Source organism: Seohaeicola sp. 4SK31 (genome assembly GCF_028802875.1).
Taxonomy (GTDB): Bacteria; Pseudomonadota; Alphaproteobacteria; order Rhodobacterales; family Rhodobacteraceae; genus Seohaeicola.
The window spans coordinates 85285-99420 of record NZ_JARAMP010000008.1 but is presented as its reverse complement, the minus strand read 5'-3'; the positions used below and the strand labels follow the sequence as shown (position 1 = coordinate 99420).

The following is a 14136-nucleotide window of genomic DNA, read 5'->3' as shown; positions in this document are numbered from 1 at the left end:
GCCTCAGCCCTGCACCCTGAGATTCGCGGCACCGGGCGTCACCGCCGCACGAAAGGCCGCGCGATAGCTGCGCCCCACGGGCACACGCCCGCCCGTAGTCAGGACAATCTCGGGGCCATTCGCGCCCCTCTCGGTCCGCGCGACATGCGCAAGGTTGATCCACCACGACCGATGCACCTGCATCCCGTTCAACCCCTCAAGATCGCGCACCGCATCGCCCAACCGCATCAGCACCATGCAACTGCCTTTGGGCGTGGTAACCTCAAGATAATGATCCTGCGCCCGCACCGCCACGATCTCGCGGCCCAGATGATGGGGCAGCTTGCCCTGCAAGACTGTCGGCGCCGCTTGGCCGGACACTGCCTGCGGCACGGCGCTGGCCAACGGGGCGCGGCGCTCCTGCACCTCGATATAGGCATTGACCGCCAAGGTGACCCCGATCACCGATGGCGCGACATAGGCCGCAAGCGTCCCGATCCGCACCCCGCCTGATCCGAATGCGGTGGCCAATCCATCGGCCAGCCAGACCGTGCCCAAAACCGGCAGAACCCCCGCCGTCCCGGCCAGCAGCGCCACCAGCGCCCAGTTCCACCCCCGCGCCGCGGTCACCCGGTGGGCCAGCACCGACAGGAAGGTCATGACCAGCGACGACACCCCGATCACCATGCCCCAATAGACAAGACGTTCCGGAAAACTCAGCCGCTCCAGCGTGTAGTAAGGCCCGGCGACGGCCGCGATCAGCACCGCACCACCGACAACGATCCAGAAGGCCACGCCGCGCGCCATCCCCTGCACTTGGCGAAGCGTCAACGACATGGGGCCGTCATTCGCGGGGTTTTTCATGTCGGACACGTAACCTGCCTTGGCCTGCAACTGATCCGATTGAATAGGGTCTGCCCAGAAAGTTGCAAGCCCAAGGAAAGCAGATGACGGATACCCTTACAGACCTTGCCATCCATGCCCGCGGATTGGCCAAACGCTTCGGCCCGGTGCAGGCCGTGTCACGCATCGACCTTGATCTGGCACCGGGTCAGGCGCTTGGCCTGCTGGGCACGAATGGCGCGGGCAAATCCACCACGCTGTCCCTGCTGATGGGCCTGCGCGCCCCCGATACCGGACAGGCGTTGATCTTCGGTCATCCCGCAGGCAGCCCCGCCGCGCGCCGCCTGTCTGGCGCCACGCCGCAGGCCACGGATTTCCCCGATCAGATCACCCCGCGCGAGATTCTGACCTATGCCGCCGCCCGTTATGGCACGGCGCCCGACATTTCCGCGCTGATCCGTGATTTCGGCCTGAACGACCTGATCGACCGCCGCATCGCGGGGTTTTCGGGCGGACAGATGCGCCGCGTCGCATTGGCGCTGGCCTTCGTGGGCCAGCCTCGGCTGGTCTTTCTGGATGAACCCACATCCGGCCTCGACAGTGCTGCTCAGGATCGGTTTCGCATACAGGCCCGCGCCTATGTCGCGCAGGGCGGCGCTCTGGTGCTGACCTCGCATCACTGGGACGAGATCGAGGCCATTTGCGACACGATCGCCCTCATCGACAGGGGCGAGATCGTGCTGTCTGGCCGGATCGACACGATCCGCGCTCAGACCCGCATCACCCGCTTGGCTTTCGATCTGCCACCGGGCCGGATGCCGCCTCCGTGGTTGCTGGCCACGCCGGACGGTGCCCGCTGGCAAGCCGAAACCACCGACAGCGACACCACGCTGCGCCGCATGGTCACCGAAGGGTTGCCCTTTGCCAACCTCACCCTGCACCCGCTTGACCTCAAAGACCTGATCGACCGCCTGCAACACAAGGACAGCCGCCCATGACCCGCCACCTCTCTGCCGAAACCAAGCTGACGCTGCGCATCCTGTTCCGCCAACCGGGCTTCTGGGTGCCCACGGTCCTGTTCCCGGCCATGCTCTATGCCTTTTTCGGGGCCAACAGCGGCGGCGGGGCATGGGCCAGCCATGCGATGGCCTCTTTCGCGGTCTATGCCGTGCTGGGGGTGGGGTTTTTCCAATTTGGCGTGAGTGTCGCGCAGGATCGCGCCAGCCCCTTCGCCACATGGCAACGCAGCCTGCCCGGCCCTGCCGGGTTTCTATGGCTCGCGCGGATTCTGGCCTCTGTGATCTTCGTGGCCATCGCCGTGGCGCTGGTCGTCGCGGTATCGCTGGCCATGACCGATATCAGCCTGCCCGCCATGGCATGGGCGCGGCTGGCCGCGGTCTGCCTGATGGCCACGGTGGCCGCCACGATCATGGGCATCGCTCTGGGCTCCGTCGCCTCGGCCCGCGCGGCGGTGCCGCTGGCCAACCTGATCTATCTGCCACTGGCCTATCTGGGCGGGCTCTGGGTGCCGCCGATGGTCATGCCGGGTGTGATCAACGCCATCTCGGTCTGGACGCCGACACGGGCCATGGGCGAACTGGCTTGGGCCGCGATCGAGGGTCGCGCCTGGGCGGCACAGGATCTTGGCTTGCTGGCCGCATGGACTTTGGCCGCAGCGGCCCTTGTCAGTGTCGCGCAGATGCGCCAACGCCGCGCCCTTCTGCCTGCAAAACCACTCCAATCGTTAAAATATCCTGAAGGCCCGCGTGCAACCCATTGAATTCATTCATCTCGATTTTTGTCCCACGATGGGACAGGGCTTGTCCCGCAGCCCCGTCCCGCTACCTGCCAGGCATGACCCAGCCAGACACCCGCGTTCTCTACAACCACGCCTGCCCGGTCTGCCGGGCGGAAATCACCCATTACGCCGATTATGCCGGGCGCGAAGGTCTGGCCATCGGCTTCGATGATCTGAACCGCGTCGATCTGGGGATGTGGGGCGTCACCGCCGATCAGGCCGCACGGCGCCTGCATGTGGTGCGTGAGGGGCGGGTTCTGTCAGGCATCCCGGCCTTCATCACCCTGTGGCAGCAGATGCCCCGCTATCGCTGGTTGGCACGGATCGTGGCGCTGCCGGGAATCCGACAGGCCGCCACGCTGGTCTATGACCACATCCTCGCGCCCCTGCTCTACCGCAGCCATCTGCGACGGCAGCGCCGGGCCACGCAGACGCTCAGGCCCTGAGCGTCGCCATGATGTCCTTGTTGCGGCAATAGTCCGGTGCCTGGGCAGCATGGGGGTGCTCCGCCATCCATGCGGTGCATTCCCCTTCATGACCGCAGGCCACACAGCGCAGCACCGCCTGACGATACTCGCGCACCGCTTCGGGATGCTCCGCAATGGCCGCCGCGAAATCCACGTCCAGCGTTTCGGCCATACGGTTCATCACATCGGCGCGGTGGTCGATCTTGTTCAACAGTCCCATCAGTGGGCTCCCTTGTTTGGAAATCGGCGTTTCAGTTGTGTCAGGTCCCCCGAGATCAGACATCCCGGCGGCGGTGTTTCGGCCCGCCCGCCCGAGGCGGCAAGCCAGCTTTCGCAGGCGGCAACCAGCGGGCAGGTCCGGCAGCGGTTGACCATGGCGCGATAGTCCTCGCAGGGCAGATCCCCCCGCGCCAGCGCAGCCCCAAGATCTACCCCCATGACCCGCGCGACCGAACGCGCCAGCCAGAAATGCCGGTCCGGATCACCAAGTCCCAGAACCACGCCCATACGCGCGCCTCCGCCCGTCGCTTCAGCGCCGTCCGAGATCATCAAAGACCCCGGCGTTCCGGCAGTAATAGGGTGTGTCCGGTGCAGGGTGATCGGCGCCAAGAGCCTCCCTCTCGGCAAGGAAACCCTCGCAGCCTTTGGGATTGGCGCAACCCGTGCAGCGCAGCACCATGTCGGGCAAGGCATCCACGGCCAGCTGACCGCGCATCACGGCTTCTTCCAGATCCACGCCCCGCGCGCTGGCCATCCGGTCCACCAAAGCCGCGTGGCGGCGCAATGTGTTCTGTGACGGCATCTGCTTCTCCTCACCCAGTCCCATCTCCGAAAGCGGATGGGATAGCGTCAGGAAAGCACGACAGGCGGGGTGCGCGCCTTGACCTGAATCAAGCGCGCGGATCACGGACGCCGCAATGGATCAAACGAAGTTAGAGACCCATCCCCGCAGCGGTGCGTCGCACGGTGGCGACGCGGTCGGCATTGGGGGGATGGCTGCCCAGAAACCGGTCGCCCGGATCAGGGATGCGATTGAAGAACTCGGACCCGCGCAGCGGATCAAAACCCGCCCGCGCCGCCAGAACGGTGCCCAGAGCATCGGCCTCCAGTTCGAATTCCTTGGAATAGGTGCGCGCGCCCACCGTGGCGCCCAGCTCCTGCGCCGAGCGGATCGCCCCGGTATCGGCCCCCGTCAGCGAAGCCAGTCCGGCAAAGATCACCGCACCGGCAGCGGCGTTCTGCTGCTGGCGCGGGATATGACCCGCGATGTGATGCGCCGCCTCATGCGCCATAACAAAGGCCAGTTCGTCCGCGTTGCGCATGTCGTTCAACAGCGCCACGGTGAAACCGATCACCGGGTTGCCGTTGCGGTCCAGCGTCTGGAAGGCATTGGGCGGCTGGCCGGGGCGGCTGTCCACCACGATCTGGAAATCGCAGATCGTATTGGCACGCTGACGGCGGCATTCCTGCTCGGCCACCGGCTGCACACGGGCCTGGACCTGCTGGAACAGCTGCGGTGTGATCGGCTGGACAGGGCCAGAGGCGACAGGCTGCACCATGCCCGGGCGCGACGCCTCGGGCTGCGTGACCGGGCTGACGCACCCCGCCAGCATCATCATGGCCGAAAGAACAAACCAGCGCATCTGCATCCCTTTTGTCAGAAAACCGAAGTCTATCATTAGCAGCCCCACAGCGGGACGCCAGACCTGCTCACGCGCAGTTGACATGACATGGGTCCCGCGCGCGCGTGATCCCGCTGACAGGCCGGGCTTGCATTGACTAATTCCTGCCGTAAGCTGGCGGCATGTTTACTATCGAACACGAATTCGACGCCACCGTGATCACCCTTGTCGACGAGGGTGAAAGCCATTTGCAGGAAGATGTCATCGTCAATGCCTTCGAGGATTGCGTGACCATCGAACAGTTCGATCCCAGACTGAACGAGATGCGGCGCGTCACGCTGTCGATGACACAGCTGCGCGATCTGGCCGCCGCGCTGAACCTGCCCGAAGGCGTCTATCACCTGCGCCGCGAGACCTGAGGGCGACAGGCTTCTTTTTGCCCTAAATATCCCCGCCGGAGGCATCCGCCCGTGCCGCGCGCACCACGCGTGAGGCCGATGGACTTTCCGCCGCGGGCGGGGATATTTGACGCAGGACGCAACAGGCGGGGATGACATGGGGACGGGTTTTTTCTGGGATGAGCGCTGCTTCTGGCATGCGGGCGGAAACTATGCGCTGACGCTGCCGCTGGGCGGGCTGGTGCAGCCTCTGGCGGCGGGGGGCCTGCCCGAAAATCCCGAGACCAAGCGGCGGCTCAAGAACCTGTTGGATGTCACGGGCCTTTCGGATCATCTGGACATGCGCCGCGCCGCGCCCGCCAGTTGGGAGGATCTGGCCCGCGTGCATCCGGAAGAGTTTCTCAAGCGCTTCAAGGACATGTCCGACATGGGCGGCGGCGAGCTGGGCCTGCGCACGCCCTTTGCCAAGGGCGGGTTCGAGATCGCGGCCCTTTCGGCGGGTCTGGCCAAGGCGGCGTTGCTGGCGGTCTGGAATGGCGATTGCGAAAACGCCTATGCTTTGTCGCGCCCGCCGGGGCATCACTGCCTGCCGGACTGGCCGAACGGCTTCTGCCTGCTGAACAATATCGGCATCGCCATCGGTGCGGCGCGCGCCGCTGGCCATCATGGCCGCATCGCCGTGATTGACTGGGACGTGCATCACGGCAACGGAACCGAAGCGGTCTTCTATGACCGCGCCGATGTCCTGACCATCAGCCTGCATCAGGATCGCAACTATCCCACCGACACCGGTTTTGTCGAGGATCGCGGACAAGGCGAGGGGATGGGATTCAACCTGAACATTCCCCTGCCCCCCGGCGCGGGCCATGTCACCTATCTGGCCGCGATGGAGCGGATCGTCCTGCCCGCGCTGGACCAGTTCCGCCCCGACATGATCATCATCGCCTGCGGCTATGACGCGGGCTGTTTCGATCCGCTGGCGCGGATGCTGGCCACCGCCGACACCTTCCGCATGATGACGCGGCAGGTGATGGCGGCGGCCGAAAGGCTATGCGCGGGGCGGCTGGTCATGGTCCATGAGGGCGGATATTCCGAGGCCTACGTCCCCTTCTGTGGCCATGCCGTCATTCAGGAACTGGCGCGCAGCGACATCGACGCCCCCGATCCCATGGCGCCCATCGTGGCAGCCCGGCAGCCGTCGGCGCGGATGGACGCCTTTGTCGGGTCGCTGATCGACGAGATGGCGCAAACCCTGCTGCCCCTGCCCGCGCAACCTTGACCCCGCGCGCCGCAGCCCCGACATAAGAGACCAAGCCAGTCCGCCCGCCCCGCCGCGCGGACCAAGCGACTGCCCCGAGGTCAACAAAGGACCCCCGATGCCTGATCCCAATCCCGCCGCTCTTGATTTCCTGCTGAACCGGCGCTCGCGCCCGGCAAAGACCCTTGGTCTGCCCGTGCCCACGCCCGAACAGTTGATGCCGATCCTGACCGCCGCCAGCCGCAGCCCCGATCACGGCAAGCTCGAGCCCTGGCGCTTCATCGTGCTGGAAGGGATCGCCCTGCGCCGTCTGGGCGACCACGCCCGCGCGCGCGCCACGGCCCTTGGGCTGGACGGCGAGCAGGCCGACAAGGGCGCGCAGCAGTTCGAAACGGGCCATCTGGCCGTCGCGGTGATCGAGGTGCGCAAACCCTCGGACAAGATCCCCGAGATCGAGCAGACCTATGCCGTGGGTGGCGTCTGTCTTGCGCTGCTCAATGCCGCCCTGGCCAGCGGCTGGGGCGCCAACTGGCTTTCGGGTTGGCCCAGCCATGACCGTGGCTTCATGGCCGATGCGCTGGATTTGTCCGACCATGAGCGCATCGCCGGTTTTATCCATATCGGCACCGAATCCAGCGCCCCGCCAGACAGGCCGCGTCCCGATCTGGACCGGATCGTCACATGGCACAGGTCATAGGATGGGACTCGCGCTGATCCTGTCCAGCTTCGTCAAGGCGTTGCGCCAATTGGGTGATCGCCGCCTGTCGCGTGTGCTCTGGTGGGGCATCGGCCTTGCGCTGATCCTGCTGGCGCTGGCATCGGCGGGGGTGCAGGCCTTCTTGCTGTGGTGGGCGGGCGATGGGCTCACCCTGCCCTGGATCGGAGAGGTGACGTGGGTCGCCACCTTGGCCGGATGGTCCGGCCCGGTTGTCATGATCCTGCTGTCGGTGGTGCTGATGGTGCCGGTCGCCTCGGCCATGTCGGGGCTGTTTCTGGACCGGGTCGCGGATGCGGTCGAGGCCCGTCACTATCCGCAGGCAGGCCCCGGACAGGATATTCCTCTGCTGGAGGCCCTGCGCGATTCCATCGGATTTCTGGGTGTGATGATCGCCGCGAATATCGTGGCGCTTCTGCTGTATCTGATCTTCTCGCCCGTGGCGCTCTTCATCTTCTGGGGTCTGAACGGCTTTCTGCTGGGGCGGGAATACTTTACGCTTGTGGCCATACGCCATCTGGGGCGGGCCGGGGCGGCGCAGATGCGCAAACGCCACGGTGGCACGGTCTGGCTGGCTGGCGTGCTCATGGCGATGCCGCTGTCGATCCCGTTGATCAACCTTGCCGTGCCCGTGCTGGGGGCCGCCACCTTCACCCATGTGTTCCACGGGCTACGCGCGCGGGGCTGAGGCCTCCGCGCAGTCACCCTTATCCGCGCGGGGCCATTCGCCCGAACCAGTCGATATCCCGCACCGTCAGTGTGCCCGAGATGATCACATAGGCGATGATCGCCCACAGCACAAAGGCCACGGCGGTCGTGATGAGCGCGCGTTTTTTCAGCTGCGGCTCATGCGGCGCGCCAGCATGGGTGCCATGCACGATCTCGCCCACATCACCTTGGGTCTTGAGGCGGATCGGCAGCACGACCAGAAAGGTCATGAACCACAGCACCGCATAGAGTACGAGGGCGGATGTGATCGCCATCAGACCTGCTCCAACTCGACCAGACAGCCGTTGAAATCCTTGGGATGCAGAAACAGCACCGGCTTGCCATGGGCGCCGATCTTCGGCTCGCCCGACCCCAGCACCCGCGCACCCGTGGATTTCAGATGATCGCGCGCCGCGATGATGTCATCGACCTCATAGCAGACATGATGGATGCCGCCCGAGGGGTTCTTTTCCAGAAACCCGTTGATCGGGCTGTTTTCCCCCAAGGGGTAAAGCAGTTCGATCTTGGTGTTGGGCAGTTCGATGAACACGACCGTCACCCCGTGATCGGGTTCGTCCTGCGGGGCACCGACTTTTGCGCCCAGCGCGTCACGATATTGCGCCGAGGCCGCAGCCAGGTCCGGCACAGCGATAGCGACATGGTTGAGGCGTCCGATCATGGGCAACTCCTGTTCTCAAGCGGCTCTTCTGTCCGCATATGGCCTTCCCGCGCGATCAAGGCAAGACACGCCGGGGGCGGCATCGGCGCGCAGTGTGCTCAAGGCGCTGTGGGCGCGGCGGCGTTAACCCCATCTTAGGGATGATTCGACCAGTCTGAGAAGGCGAGTCGGACCTGTGTCTGGCCAAGGCCCCGCCTCGCGCCCATGGCTCACTCGGACGACAGGATGACACAATGGATGACCGCGATCCCTTCTCGACCATGCGTTTCCCCTCGGTGGCGCGGCCACTGTTGGGCCTGACCGTGCTGCTGGTGGAAGACAGCCGCTATGCCTCGGAAGCGATGCGCCTGCTTTGCATGCGCTCGGGCGCGCGGATCAGGCGGGCCGATTGCCTGACGTCGGCGCGGCGGCACCTGCAGGTCTATCGCCCCTCGGTGCTGATCGTTGATCTGGGCCTGCCGGATGGGTCGGGCGTCGATCTGATCGCCGAAGCACATGCCGCCACGCCCCGGATCGGGGTGATCCTTGGCATCAGCGCGGATGATCACGCGCGGATGCTTTGCCTTGCAGCGGGGGCGGATGGCTTTCTGGAAAAGCCTTTGCAATCGCTCGCCTTCTTTCAGTCAGAGATCCTCAGCCACTTGCCGCCGGAACGTCAGATCAACAGCCCCCGCCCGCTCCAGGACGAGGTTGTCAGCCCCGACAGCATCGCCTATCGCGATGACATGGCCCATGTCGCCGACCTGCTGGGATCCGGCGAGAATGCAGGCGTTCTGGACTATGTGACCCAGTTTCTTGAAGGCGTGGCCGGGCTGGCCGGGGATCATCCCCTGCTGGAGGCGAACAGATCGCTGCGCCTCGCACATCAAAGCGGCCGCCCGCTGCGCTCGGATCTGGCGCATCTGGCGGGGCTGTTGCAGGACAGATTGTCAGACCGGGTCGCGATCTGATCGGTGCCGGTTGCGTCACGTATGCAGGCTCCGCGTCACGTCTGCTTTACCATTTGCCCGATTGCTGCACCGCTTCCCTTCGCAAACCCGCCACAATCCGGGCGCAGAAGCATGGGATTGAACGGATGATGGCGCATCCCGCGCTCTGGAGTTGAAGATGGTGAAACGTCCTGTGGCCTTTTCGCGTGACGATTTGGGGGCGGTCAGCGCGGAATGGGTGGTGCTGGTCGCGGGCGTCCTCATGCTGGGGGTCGCGGCCTTCTTCGCGACGGAAACCGGTACGCTGGACCTGGCGCAGGGCACGGCGGACCACATGACCGACACATCCGACTGATCTGCCGCCCCGCCGCCAGCCATCCGCGCAGCAGCAGAACCTTATGACGCGGCGCCCGGGCGGACTGGTCACGGGGGACAGCCTGATGCTGAACGGCATTTCCGCCGGAACGGGATCAGATCACAGCCGATTGTCACCTGCCGGGGTTGCACCATCCTGTCCAAATGACACGGGCGGAGCCGCCCTTTACCGCCCCGCCCGTCACATTTTCAACTTTTCGCGCGCCCAGAAGGACCGCGCCGATTGCGGTCAATCCTGCGGGATCACGCGCAGGTTGAGTTCCATCAACTGCTGGCTCAGCGGCTCGCTGGGCGCGCCCATCATCAGGTCCTCGGCCCGCTGGTTCATCGGGAACAAGATCACCTCGCGGATATTCGCCTCGTCGGCCAGCAGCATGACGATCCGGTCGATCCCTGCCGCACAGCCACCATGGGGCGGCGCACCATATTGGAAGGCGTTGACCATGCCGCCAAAGCGCTTCTCGACCTCGTCCTTGCCATAGCCTGCAATCTCGAAGGCTTTGAACATGATCTCGGGCTTGTGATTACGGATCGCCCCCGACACCAGCTCATAGCCGTTGCAGGCCAGATCATACTGGAACCCGCGCACGGCCAAGGGATCGCCCATCAGCGCCTCCATCCCGCCCTGCGGCATGGAGAAGGGGTTATGCTCGAAGTCGATCTTGCCGGTTTCCGCGTCCTGCTCGTAGATCGGGAAGTCGACGATCCAGGCAAAGGCGAACCGATCCTTTTCGGTGAGGCCCAGTTCCTCGCCAATGACGGTGCGCGCCTTGCCTGCCACGCTTTCGAACTGCTTGGGCTTGCCACCCAGAAAGAAGGCCGCATCGCCTACGCCCAGACCAAGCTGCTGGCGGATCGCCTCGGTCCGCTCCGGTCCGATGTTCTTGGCCAGCGGACCGGCTGCTTCCATGCCCGATCCATCCTCGGCCTCGCGCCAGAAGATGTATCCCATGCCCGGCAGACCTTCCTTCTGGGCAAAGGCGTTCATCCGGTCGCAGAATTTGCGGCTGCCGCCACCGGGGGCGGGGATGGCGCGGATCTGGGTGCCCTCCTGCTCCAGCAGTTTGGCGAAGATCGCGAAACCAGACCCCGCGAAATGCTCGGACACGACCTGCATCTTGATCGGGTTGCGCAGGTCGGGCTTGTCGGTGCCATACCACAGCGCGGAATCGCGATAGGAAATCTGCGGCCAATCCTGCGGCGCATCGACCTTGCGCCCCCCGCCGAACTCCTCGAACACACCTGCGATCACGGGCGAGATCGTGTCGAACACATCCTGCTGCGTGACAAAGGACATCTCCATGTCCAGCTGGTAGAAATCCGTGGGGCTGCGGTCGGCGCGCGGGTCCTCGTCGCGGAAACAGGGCGCGATCTGGAAATACCGATCGAACCCCGACACCATCAGCAGTTGCTTGAACTGCTGCGGGGCTTGCGGCAGGGCATAGAATTTGCCCGGATGCAGACGGCTGGGCACCAGAAAATCCCGCGCGCCTTCGGGGCTGGAGGCGGTGATGATCGGCGTCTGATATTCGCGGAAACCCTTGTCCCACATGCGTTTGCGCATGGACGCCACCACGTCCGAACGTAGCGTCATGTTGCGCTGCATCGCCTCGCGCCGCAGATCAAGAAAGCGGTAGCGCAGGCGCGTTTCTTCGGGGTATTCCTGATCGCCAAAGACCATCAGCGGCAGTTCTTTCGCGGCCCCCAGCACCTCGATATCACGAATGAATACCTCGACCTCGCCGGTGGGGATCTTGGGGTTCACCAGTGACGCATCGCGCGCCTTCACCTCGCCGTCGATGCGGATGCACCATTCGGAACGCACCTTTTCCACCTGCGCAAACACCGGGCTGTCCGGGTCGCACAGCACCTGCGTGATGCCGTAATGATCGCGCAGGTCGATGAACAGGATGCCGCCATGGTCGCGCACGCGGTGCACCCAGCCGGACAGGCGGACCGTCTGGCCCACGTGAGAGATGTTCAAAACGGCGCAGGTATGGCTGCGATAGGCGTGCATGGGACGGTCCCTTCGGGGTAAATCGGTTGGCCCGATACACCGCGCCCGCGCTTGGAAGTCAAGGGATCAGCCCGAAAACATGGCGCTCAGCGTGTATCCCGGCGCATCTCGAACCGACAGGAGGCGTGCCCCATGGCGCAACAGCGTGTCTCGACACAGGTCAGGGCCGGATGAACAAGGCGCTGATAGAGCCGCGTAAAGACGCCCCGGTGCCAGTCGCAGACCGGATGATCCGCCACCTCGCCCCGCAACAGGGGGTTGGCGCGCAGTTCGAACACCTGCGGCGTGATCACAAGAAACTGCCCTGATCCGGCGAAGGTCCAGGCATTGCGGGCAATCGCCTGTGACAGCACCCGCGCCGAGATCCGCCACGGCAGCGCCCTCAGCAGCATTTGCACAGCCCGCGGGATGCGATGGGCCAGAATGTAATCCCCCGTCGCCAGCCCTGCCTGCCAGCCAAGGCCCGGCGCCAGATCGGGCCGGTCGCGGCGCATCGCCTGATGCAGCCGCGCCACGGGACCTTCGGGGATCATGCCGCTGCCATCGGGCAGCGCCGCAATCCCCGCTTGCGCCATCAGCACCGCGCGCCAGTCAGACCCGCCCGCCCGGTCCAGCAGCGGCACCAGTTGCAGCACCGCATTCGGCCCGATCAGCCCCGTCCCCGGCACCTGCATGGATCAGACATCCTCCATCTGATCAGCCCCGCCGCCGCAGGCTTTCACCTCGGCCCCGTTGGGCATCTTGAACCCCTTGGCCCGCTCCACCGCGCGCTCCTTGCCTTGCGCGCGCAGCGCCACGCGGCGTTCGGCAGCCCGCGCGGCCTTGTCGGCCGAGGCTTCCCAATCCTCCATCTGCGCCTCGGCGATGGTGCGGGTCTCGTCGAAATGGAAATCCAGCTTGTTCTTGGACTGCGGCCCCGTATAGCCGACCTTGCCCAGATCATAGAAGGTGCGCGCGAACCCGGCCTTCAGAAAGGCATGCAGGCATCCCAGCAGATAGCGCCGCCGAAACCCGGTGCCGCGCCACGGGTAATGGAACAGCGCCTTTTTCATGTAGAAGCGGCGGTAATTGTTCATCACCCCGTCCAGCAGCTCGCCCCGCGTCATGGCGGCGGGTTTCATGATGGGCGTCACGAAATTGTATCGGCTGAAATCGAAGACCTCGACCTGATCCTTCAACTCCTGAAACAATGGGGTAAAAGGCCAGGGCGTATACATCGACCAGTTCGCCAGATCGGGCTGCCAGTCCCAGGCCATCTTGTAGGTTTCTTCCAGCGTCTCTGGCGTCTCGTTGTCCAGCCCCACGATGAACTGCGCCTCCACCAGAATATCAGCCTCGCGCAGCAGGCGGATCGCGGTCTTGTTCTCTTCGACCTTCGTCTCCTTGTTGAAGATATCCAGCTTCATCTGCGCCGCCGCCTCGGTGCCAAGGGACACATGTACCAGCCCCGCCTTGCGATAGAATTTCAGCAGGTCCTTGTCGCGGTAGATATCGGTGACGCGGGTGTTGATGCCCCATTTCACCCGGTCCGGCAGGCCACGGTCGATCAACTCCTGACAGAATTCGATGAATTTCTTGCGGTTGATCGTGGGTTCCTCGTCGGCAAGTATGAAGAAGCCGACGCCGTGATTGTTCACAAGGTTCTCGATCTCGTCCACGACCTTTTTCGGATCGCGCACGCGGTAATCGCGCCAGAATTTCCATTGCGAGCAGAATGAACAGGTAAAGGGACAGCCCCGCGCAAGGTTCGGAATGGCGACGCGGGTGTTCAGGGGGATGTATTTGTATTTCTCCCACTCCAGAATCGACCAGTCCGGATCAATCCCGTCCAGATCCTTGACCGTGCTGGCGGCGGGCGTGGCCACGATCTGATCACCTTCCGCAAAGGCAATGCCTTTGATCTTGTGACGATCCGCAGGCCAGCGGCCATCCTCGACTGTCAACATCAACTCGGTCAGGATCTCCTCACCCTCGCCGCGCACGATCACATCGACCCAAGGGGCCTCGGACAGGACCTGCTTGAACATGAAGGTCGCATGCACGCCCCCCATCATCCGCACCGCGCGCGGGCAATGATCGCGCGCCAGCCTCAAGACGTCCTCGGCCCGGTAGATCGACGGTGTGATCGAGGTGACGCCCACCACATCCGGGTCCAGCGCCGCCATCCGCCGCGCCAGATCGTCATCCGCAATATTGTCGGTCATCGCGTCAATGAAATGGATGTCGTCGAAACCCGCACGTCGCAGGCTGCCTGTCAGATAGGCCACCCAGGCAGGCGGCCAGGTTCCGGCGATCTCGGCCCCGCCCGAGCGGTAATTGGGGTGAACGAACAGAATGCGCATGGCAGA

The 14136-nt window shown here is 64.6% G+C and carries 19 protein-coding genes; 9 read left to right on the top strand and 10 right to left on the bottom strand.

Going from position 1 to position 14136, the window contains the following annotated elements:
* Window positions 1–3: 3 nt before the first annotated feature.
* The gene (locus PVW27_RS08700; RefSeq protein WP_274556899.1) at window positions 4–816 is read right to left on the bottom strand and encodes a LytTR family DNA-binding domain-containing protein; all 813 of its coding nucleotides are present in this window, start codon (window positions 814–816) and stop codon (window positions 4–6) included.
* Window positions 817–926: 110 nt separating this feature from the next.
* Here PVW27_RS08700 and PVW27_RS08695 point away from each other — a divergent pair, with 110 nt between their 5' ends.
* The 3 genes from PVW27_RS08695 (at window position 927) to PVW27_RS08685 (ending at window position 3066) form a co-directional block, all read left to right on the top strand.
* Window positions 927–1820 (top strand): ABC transporter ATP-binding protein, encoded by an 894-nt coding sequence (locus tag PVW27_RS08695; protein ID WP_274556898.1) that lies wholly within the window; start codon window positions 927–929, stop codon window positions 1818–1820.
* Window positions 1817–2602 (top strand): ABC transporter permease, encoded by a 786-nt coding sequence (locus PVW27_RS08690; RefSeq protein WP_274556896.1) that lies wholly within the window; start codon window positions 1817–1819, stop codon window positions 2600–2602. The genes PVW27_RS08695 and PVW27_RS08690 overlap by 4 nt, the downstream gene beginning before the upstream one ends.
* Window positions 2603–2676: 74 nt before the next feature.
* Window positions 2677–3066: a thiol-disulfide oxidoreductase DCC family protein gene (locus tag PVW27_RS08685; protein WP_274556894.1), complete on the top strand. Its 390-nt coding sequence runs from the start codon at window positions 2677–2679 to the stop codon at window positions 3064–3066.
* Here the strand turns inward: PVW27_RS08685 and PVW27_RS08680 are convergent.
* The 4 genes from PVW27_RS08680 to PVW27_RS08665 form a co-directional block, all read right to left on the bottom strand.
* The gene (locus PVW27_RS08680) at window positions 3056–3307 is read right to left on the bottom strand and encodes a DUF6455 family protein (RefSeq protein WP_274556892.1); all 252 of its coding nucleotides are present in this window, start codon (window positions 3305–3307) and stop codon (window positions 3056–3058) included. The genes PVW27_RS08685 and PVW27_RS08680 overlap by 11 nt on opposite strands.
* Window positions 3307–3636, bottom strand: a complete 330-nt coding sequence (locus tag PVW27_RS08675; protein ID WP_274556890.1) for a DUF6455 family protein — start codon at window positions 3634–3636, stop codon at window positions 3307–3309. Before PVW27_RS08675 ends, PVW27_RS08680 begins: the two co-directional genes overlap by 1 nt.
* The gene (locus PVW27_RS08670; protein ID WP_274556888.1) at window positions 3617–3889 is read right to left on the bottom strand and encodes a DUF6455 family protein; all 273 of its coding nucleotides are present in this window, start codon (window positions 3887–3889) and stop codon (window positions 3617–3619) included. Before PVW27_RS08670 ends, PVW27_RS08675 begins: the two co-directional genes overlap by 20 nt.
* 130 nt (window positions 3890–4019) lie before the next feature.
* Window positions 4020–4730 carry a M48 family metallopeptidase gene (locus PVW27_RS08665; RefSeq protein ID WP_274556886.1) on the bottom strand — a complete coding sequence of 237 codons (711 nt, stop codon included), beginning with the start codon at window positions 4728–4730 and terminating at the stop codon, window positions 4020–4022.
* A gap of 161 nt (window positions 4731–4891) precedes the next feature.
* Between PVW27_RS08665 and PVW27_RS08660 the strand changes: the two genes are divergently transcribed.
* The 4 genes from PVW27_RS08660 to PVW27_RS08645 all read left to right on the top strand — a co-directional run bounded on the left by PVW27_RS08660 (window position 4892) and on the right by PVW27_RS08645 (window position 7768).
* Window positions 4892–5128, top strand: coding sequence for a hypothetical protein (locus PVW27_RS08660; RefSeq protein WP_274556884.1), 237 nt, complete (start codon window positions 4892–4894; stop codon window positions 5126–5128).
* A gap of 136 nt (window positions 5129–5264) precedes the next feature.
* A complete protein-coding gene (locus PVW27_RS08655) occupies window positions 5265–6386 on the top strand; it encodes a class II histone deacetylase (RefSeq protein ID WP_274556882.1) in 1122 nt (373 codons plus the stop codon).
* 97 nt (window positions 6387–6483) lie between these two features.
* Window positions 6484–7062 (top strand): nitroreductase family protein, encoded by a 579-nt coding sequence (locus PVW27_RS08650; RefSeq protein ID WP_274556880.1) that lies wholly within the window; start codon window positions 6484–6486, stop codon window positions 7060–7062.
* A 1-nt stretch (window position 7063) separates the two neighbouring features.
* Window positions 7064–7768 (top strand): EI24 domain-containing protein, encoded by a 705-nt coding sequence (locus PVW27_RS08645; protein WP_274556879.1) that lies wholly within the window; start codon window positions 7064–7066, stop codon window positions 7766–7768.
* A 19-nt stretch (window positions 7769–7787) separates the two neighbouring features.
* On the opposite strand, the gene PVW27_RS08640 is transcribed toward PVW27_RS08645, so the two are convergent.
* Entirely contained in the window at window positions 7788–8063 is a 276-nt protein-coding gene (locus tag PVW27_RS08640) for a DUF1467 family protein (RefSeq protein ID WP_274556877.1), read from the bottom strand.
* On the bottom strand, window positions 8063–8467 hold the full coding sequence (mce, locus tag PVW27_RS08635) for a methylmalonyl-CoA epimerase (RefSeq protein WP_274556875.1): 405 nt from the start codon (window positions 8465–8467) through the stop codon (window positions 8063–8065). Before mce ends, PVW27_RS08640 begins: the two co-directional genes overlap by 1 nt.
* A gap of 233 nt (window positions 8468–8700) precedes the next feature.
* On the opposite strand from mce, the gene PVW27_RS08630 reads away from it, so the two are divergent.
* Both PVW27_RS08630 and PVW27_RS08625 read left to right on the top strand, forming a co-directional pair.
* Window positions 8701–9417 (top strand): response regulator, encoded by a 717-nt coding sequence (locus PVW27_RS08630; protein ID WP_274556873.1) that lies wholly within the window; start codon window positions 8701–8703, stop codon window positions 9415–9417.
* 157 nt (window positions 9418–9574) lie between these two features.
* Window positions 9575–9751 carry a hypothetical protein gene (locus PVW27_RS08625; RefSeq protein WP_274556871.1) on the top strand — a complete coding sequence of 59 codons (177 nt, stop codon included), beginning with the start codon at window positions 9575–9577 and terminating at the stop codon, window positions 9749–9751.
* Window positions 9752–10000: 249 nt separating this feature from the next.
* Here PVW27_RS08625 and aspS read toward each other — a convergent pair whose 3' ends face one another.
* The 3 genes from aspS to bchE form a co-directional block, all read right to left on the bottom strand.
* Window positions 10001–11788 carry an aspartate--tRNA ligase gene (gene aspS, locus PVW27_RS08620; RefSeq protein ID WP_274556869.1) on the bottom strand — a complete coding sequence of 596 codons (1788 nt, stop codon included), beginning with the start codon at window positions 11786–11788 and terminating at the stop codon, window positions 10001–10003.
* Between the two features lie 86 nt (window positions 11789–11874).
* A complete protein-coding gene (bchJ, locus tag PVW27_RS08615) occupies window positions 11875–12462 on the bottom strand; it encodes a bacteriochlorophyll 4-vinyl reductase (protein WP_274556868.1) in 588 nt (195 codons plus the stop codon).
* A gap of 3 nt (window positions 12463–12465) precedes the next feature.
* Window positions 12466–14130 carry a magnesium-protoporphyrin IX monomethyl ester anaerobic oxidative cyclase gene (bchE, locus tag PVW27_RS08610; RefSeq protein ID WP_274556867.1) on the bottom strand — a complete coding sequence of 555 codons (1665 nt, stop codon included), beginning with the start codon at window positions 14128–14130 and terminating at the stop codon, window positions 12466–12468.
* Between the last annotated feature and the right edge of the window lie 6 nt (window positions 14131–14136).

Bases quoted from the DNA above. Each gene is read 5' to 3' on its own strand.
- bchJ (WP_274556868.1), bottom strand. From the start codon at position 12,462: ATGCAGGTGCCGGGGACGGGGCTGATCGGGCCGAATGCGGTGCTGCAA.
- PVW27_RS08685 (WP_274556894.1), top strand. From the start codon at position 2,677: ATGACCCAGCCAGACACCCGCGTTCTCTACAACCACGCCTGCCCGGTC.
- PVW27_RS08660 (WP_274556884.1), top strand. From the start codon at position 4,892: ATGTTTACTATCGAACACGAATTCGACGCCACCGTGATCACCCTTGTC.
- PVW27_RS08675 (WP_274556890.1), bottom strand. From the start codon at position 3,636: ATGATCTCGGACGGCGCTGAAGCGACGGGCGGAGGCGCGCGTATGGGC.
- PVW27_RS08645 (WP_274556879.1), top strand. From the start codon at position 7,064: ATGGGACTCGCGCTGATCCTGTCCAGCTTCGTCAAGGCGTTGCGCCAA.
- PVW27_RS08700 (WP_274556899.1), bottom strand. From the start codon at position 816: ATGTCGTTGACGCTTCGCCAAGTGCAGGGGATGGCGCGCGGCGTGGCC.
- PVW27_RS08655 (WP_274556882.1), top strand. From the start codon at position 5,265: ATGGGGACGGGTTTTTTCTGGGATGAGCGCTGCTTCTGGCATGCGGGC.
- PVW27_RS08670 (WP_274556888.1), bottom strand. From the start codon at position 3,889: ATGCCGTCACAGAACACATTGCGCCGCCACGCGGCTTTGGTGGACCGG.
- PVW27_RS08695 (WP_274556898.1), top strand. From the start codon at position 927: ATGACGGATACCCTTACAGACCTTGCCATCCATGCCCGCGGATTGGCC.
- PVW27_RS08680 (WP_274556892.1), bottom strand. From the start codon at position 3,307: ATGGGACTGTTGAACAAGATCGACCACCGCGCCGATGTGATGAACCGT.
- PVW27_RS08650 (WP_274556880.1), top strand. From the start codon at position 6,484: ATGCCTGATCCCAATCCCGCCGCTCTTGATTTCCTGCTGAACCGGCGC.
- PVW27_RS08630 (WP_274556873.1), top strand. From the start codon at position 8,701: ATGGATGACCGCGATCCCTTCTCGACCATGCGTTTCCCCTCGGTGGCG.
- bchE (WP_274556867.1), bottom strand. From the start codon at position 14,130: ATGCGCATTCTGTTCGTTCACCCCAATTACCGCTCGGGCGGGGCCGAG.
- PVW27_RS08640 (WP_274556877.1), bottom strand. From the start codon at position 8,063: ATGGCGATCACATCCGCCCTCGTACTCTATGCGGTGCTGTGGTTCATG.
- mce (WP_274556875.1), bottom strand. From the start codon at position 8,467: ATGATCGGACGCCTCAACCATGTCGCTATCGCTGTGCCGGACCTGGCT.
- PVW27_RS08625 (WP_274556871.1), top strand. From the start codon at position 9,575: ATGGTGAAACGTCCTGTGGCCTTTTCGCGTGACGATTTGGGGGCGGTC.
- PVW27_RS08665 (WP_274556886.1), bottom strand. From the start codon at position 4,730: ATGCGCTGGTTTGTTCTTTCGGCCATGATGATGCTGGCGGGGTGCGTC.
- PVW27_RS08690 (WP_274556896.1), top strand. From the start codon at position 1,817: ATGACCCGCCACCTCTCTGCCGAAACCAAGCTGACGCTGCGCATCCTG.
- aspS (WP_274556869.1), bottom strand. From the start codon at position 11,788: ATGCACGCCTATCGCAGCCATACCTGCGCCGTTTTGAACATCTCTCAC.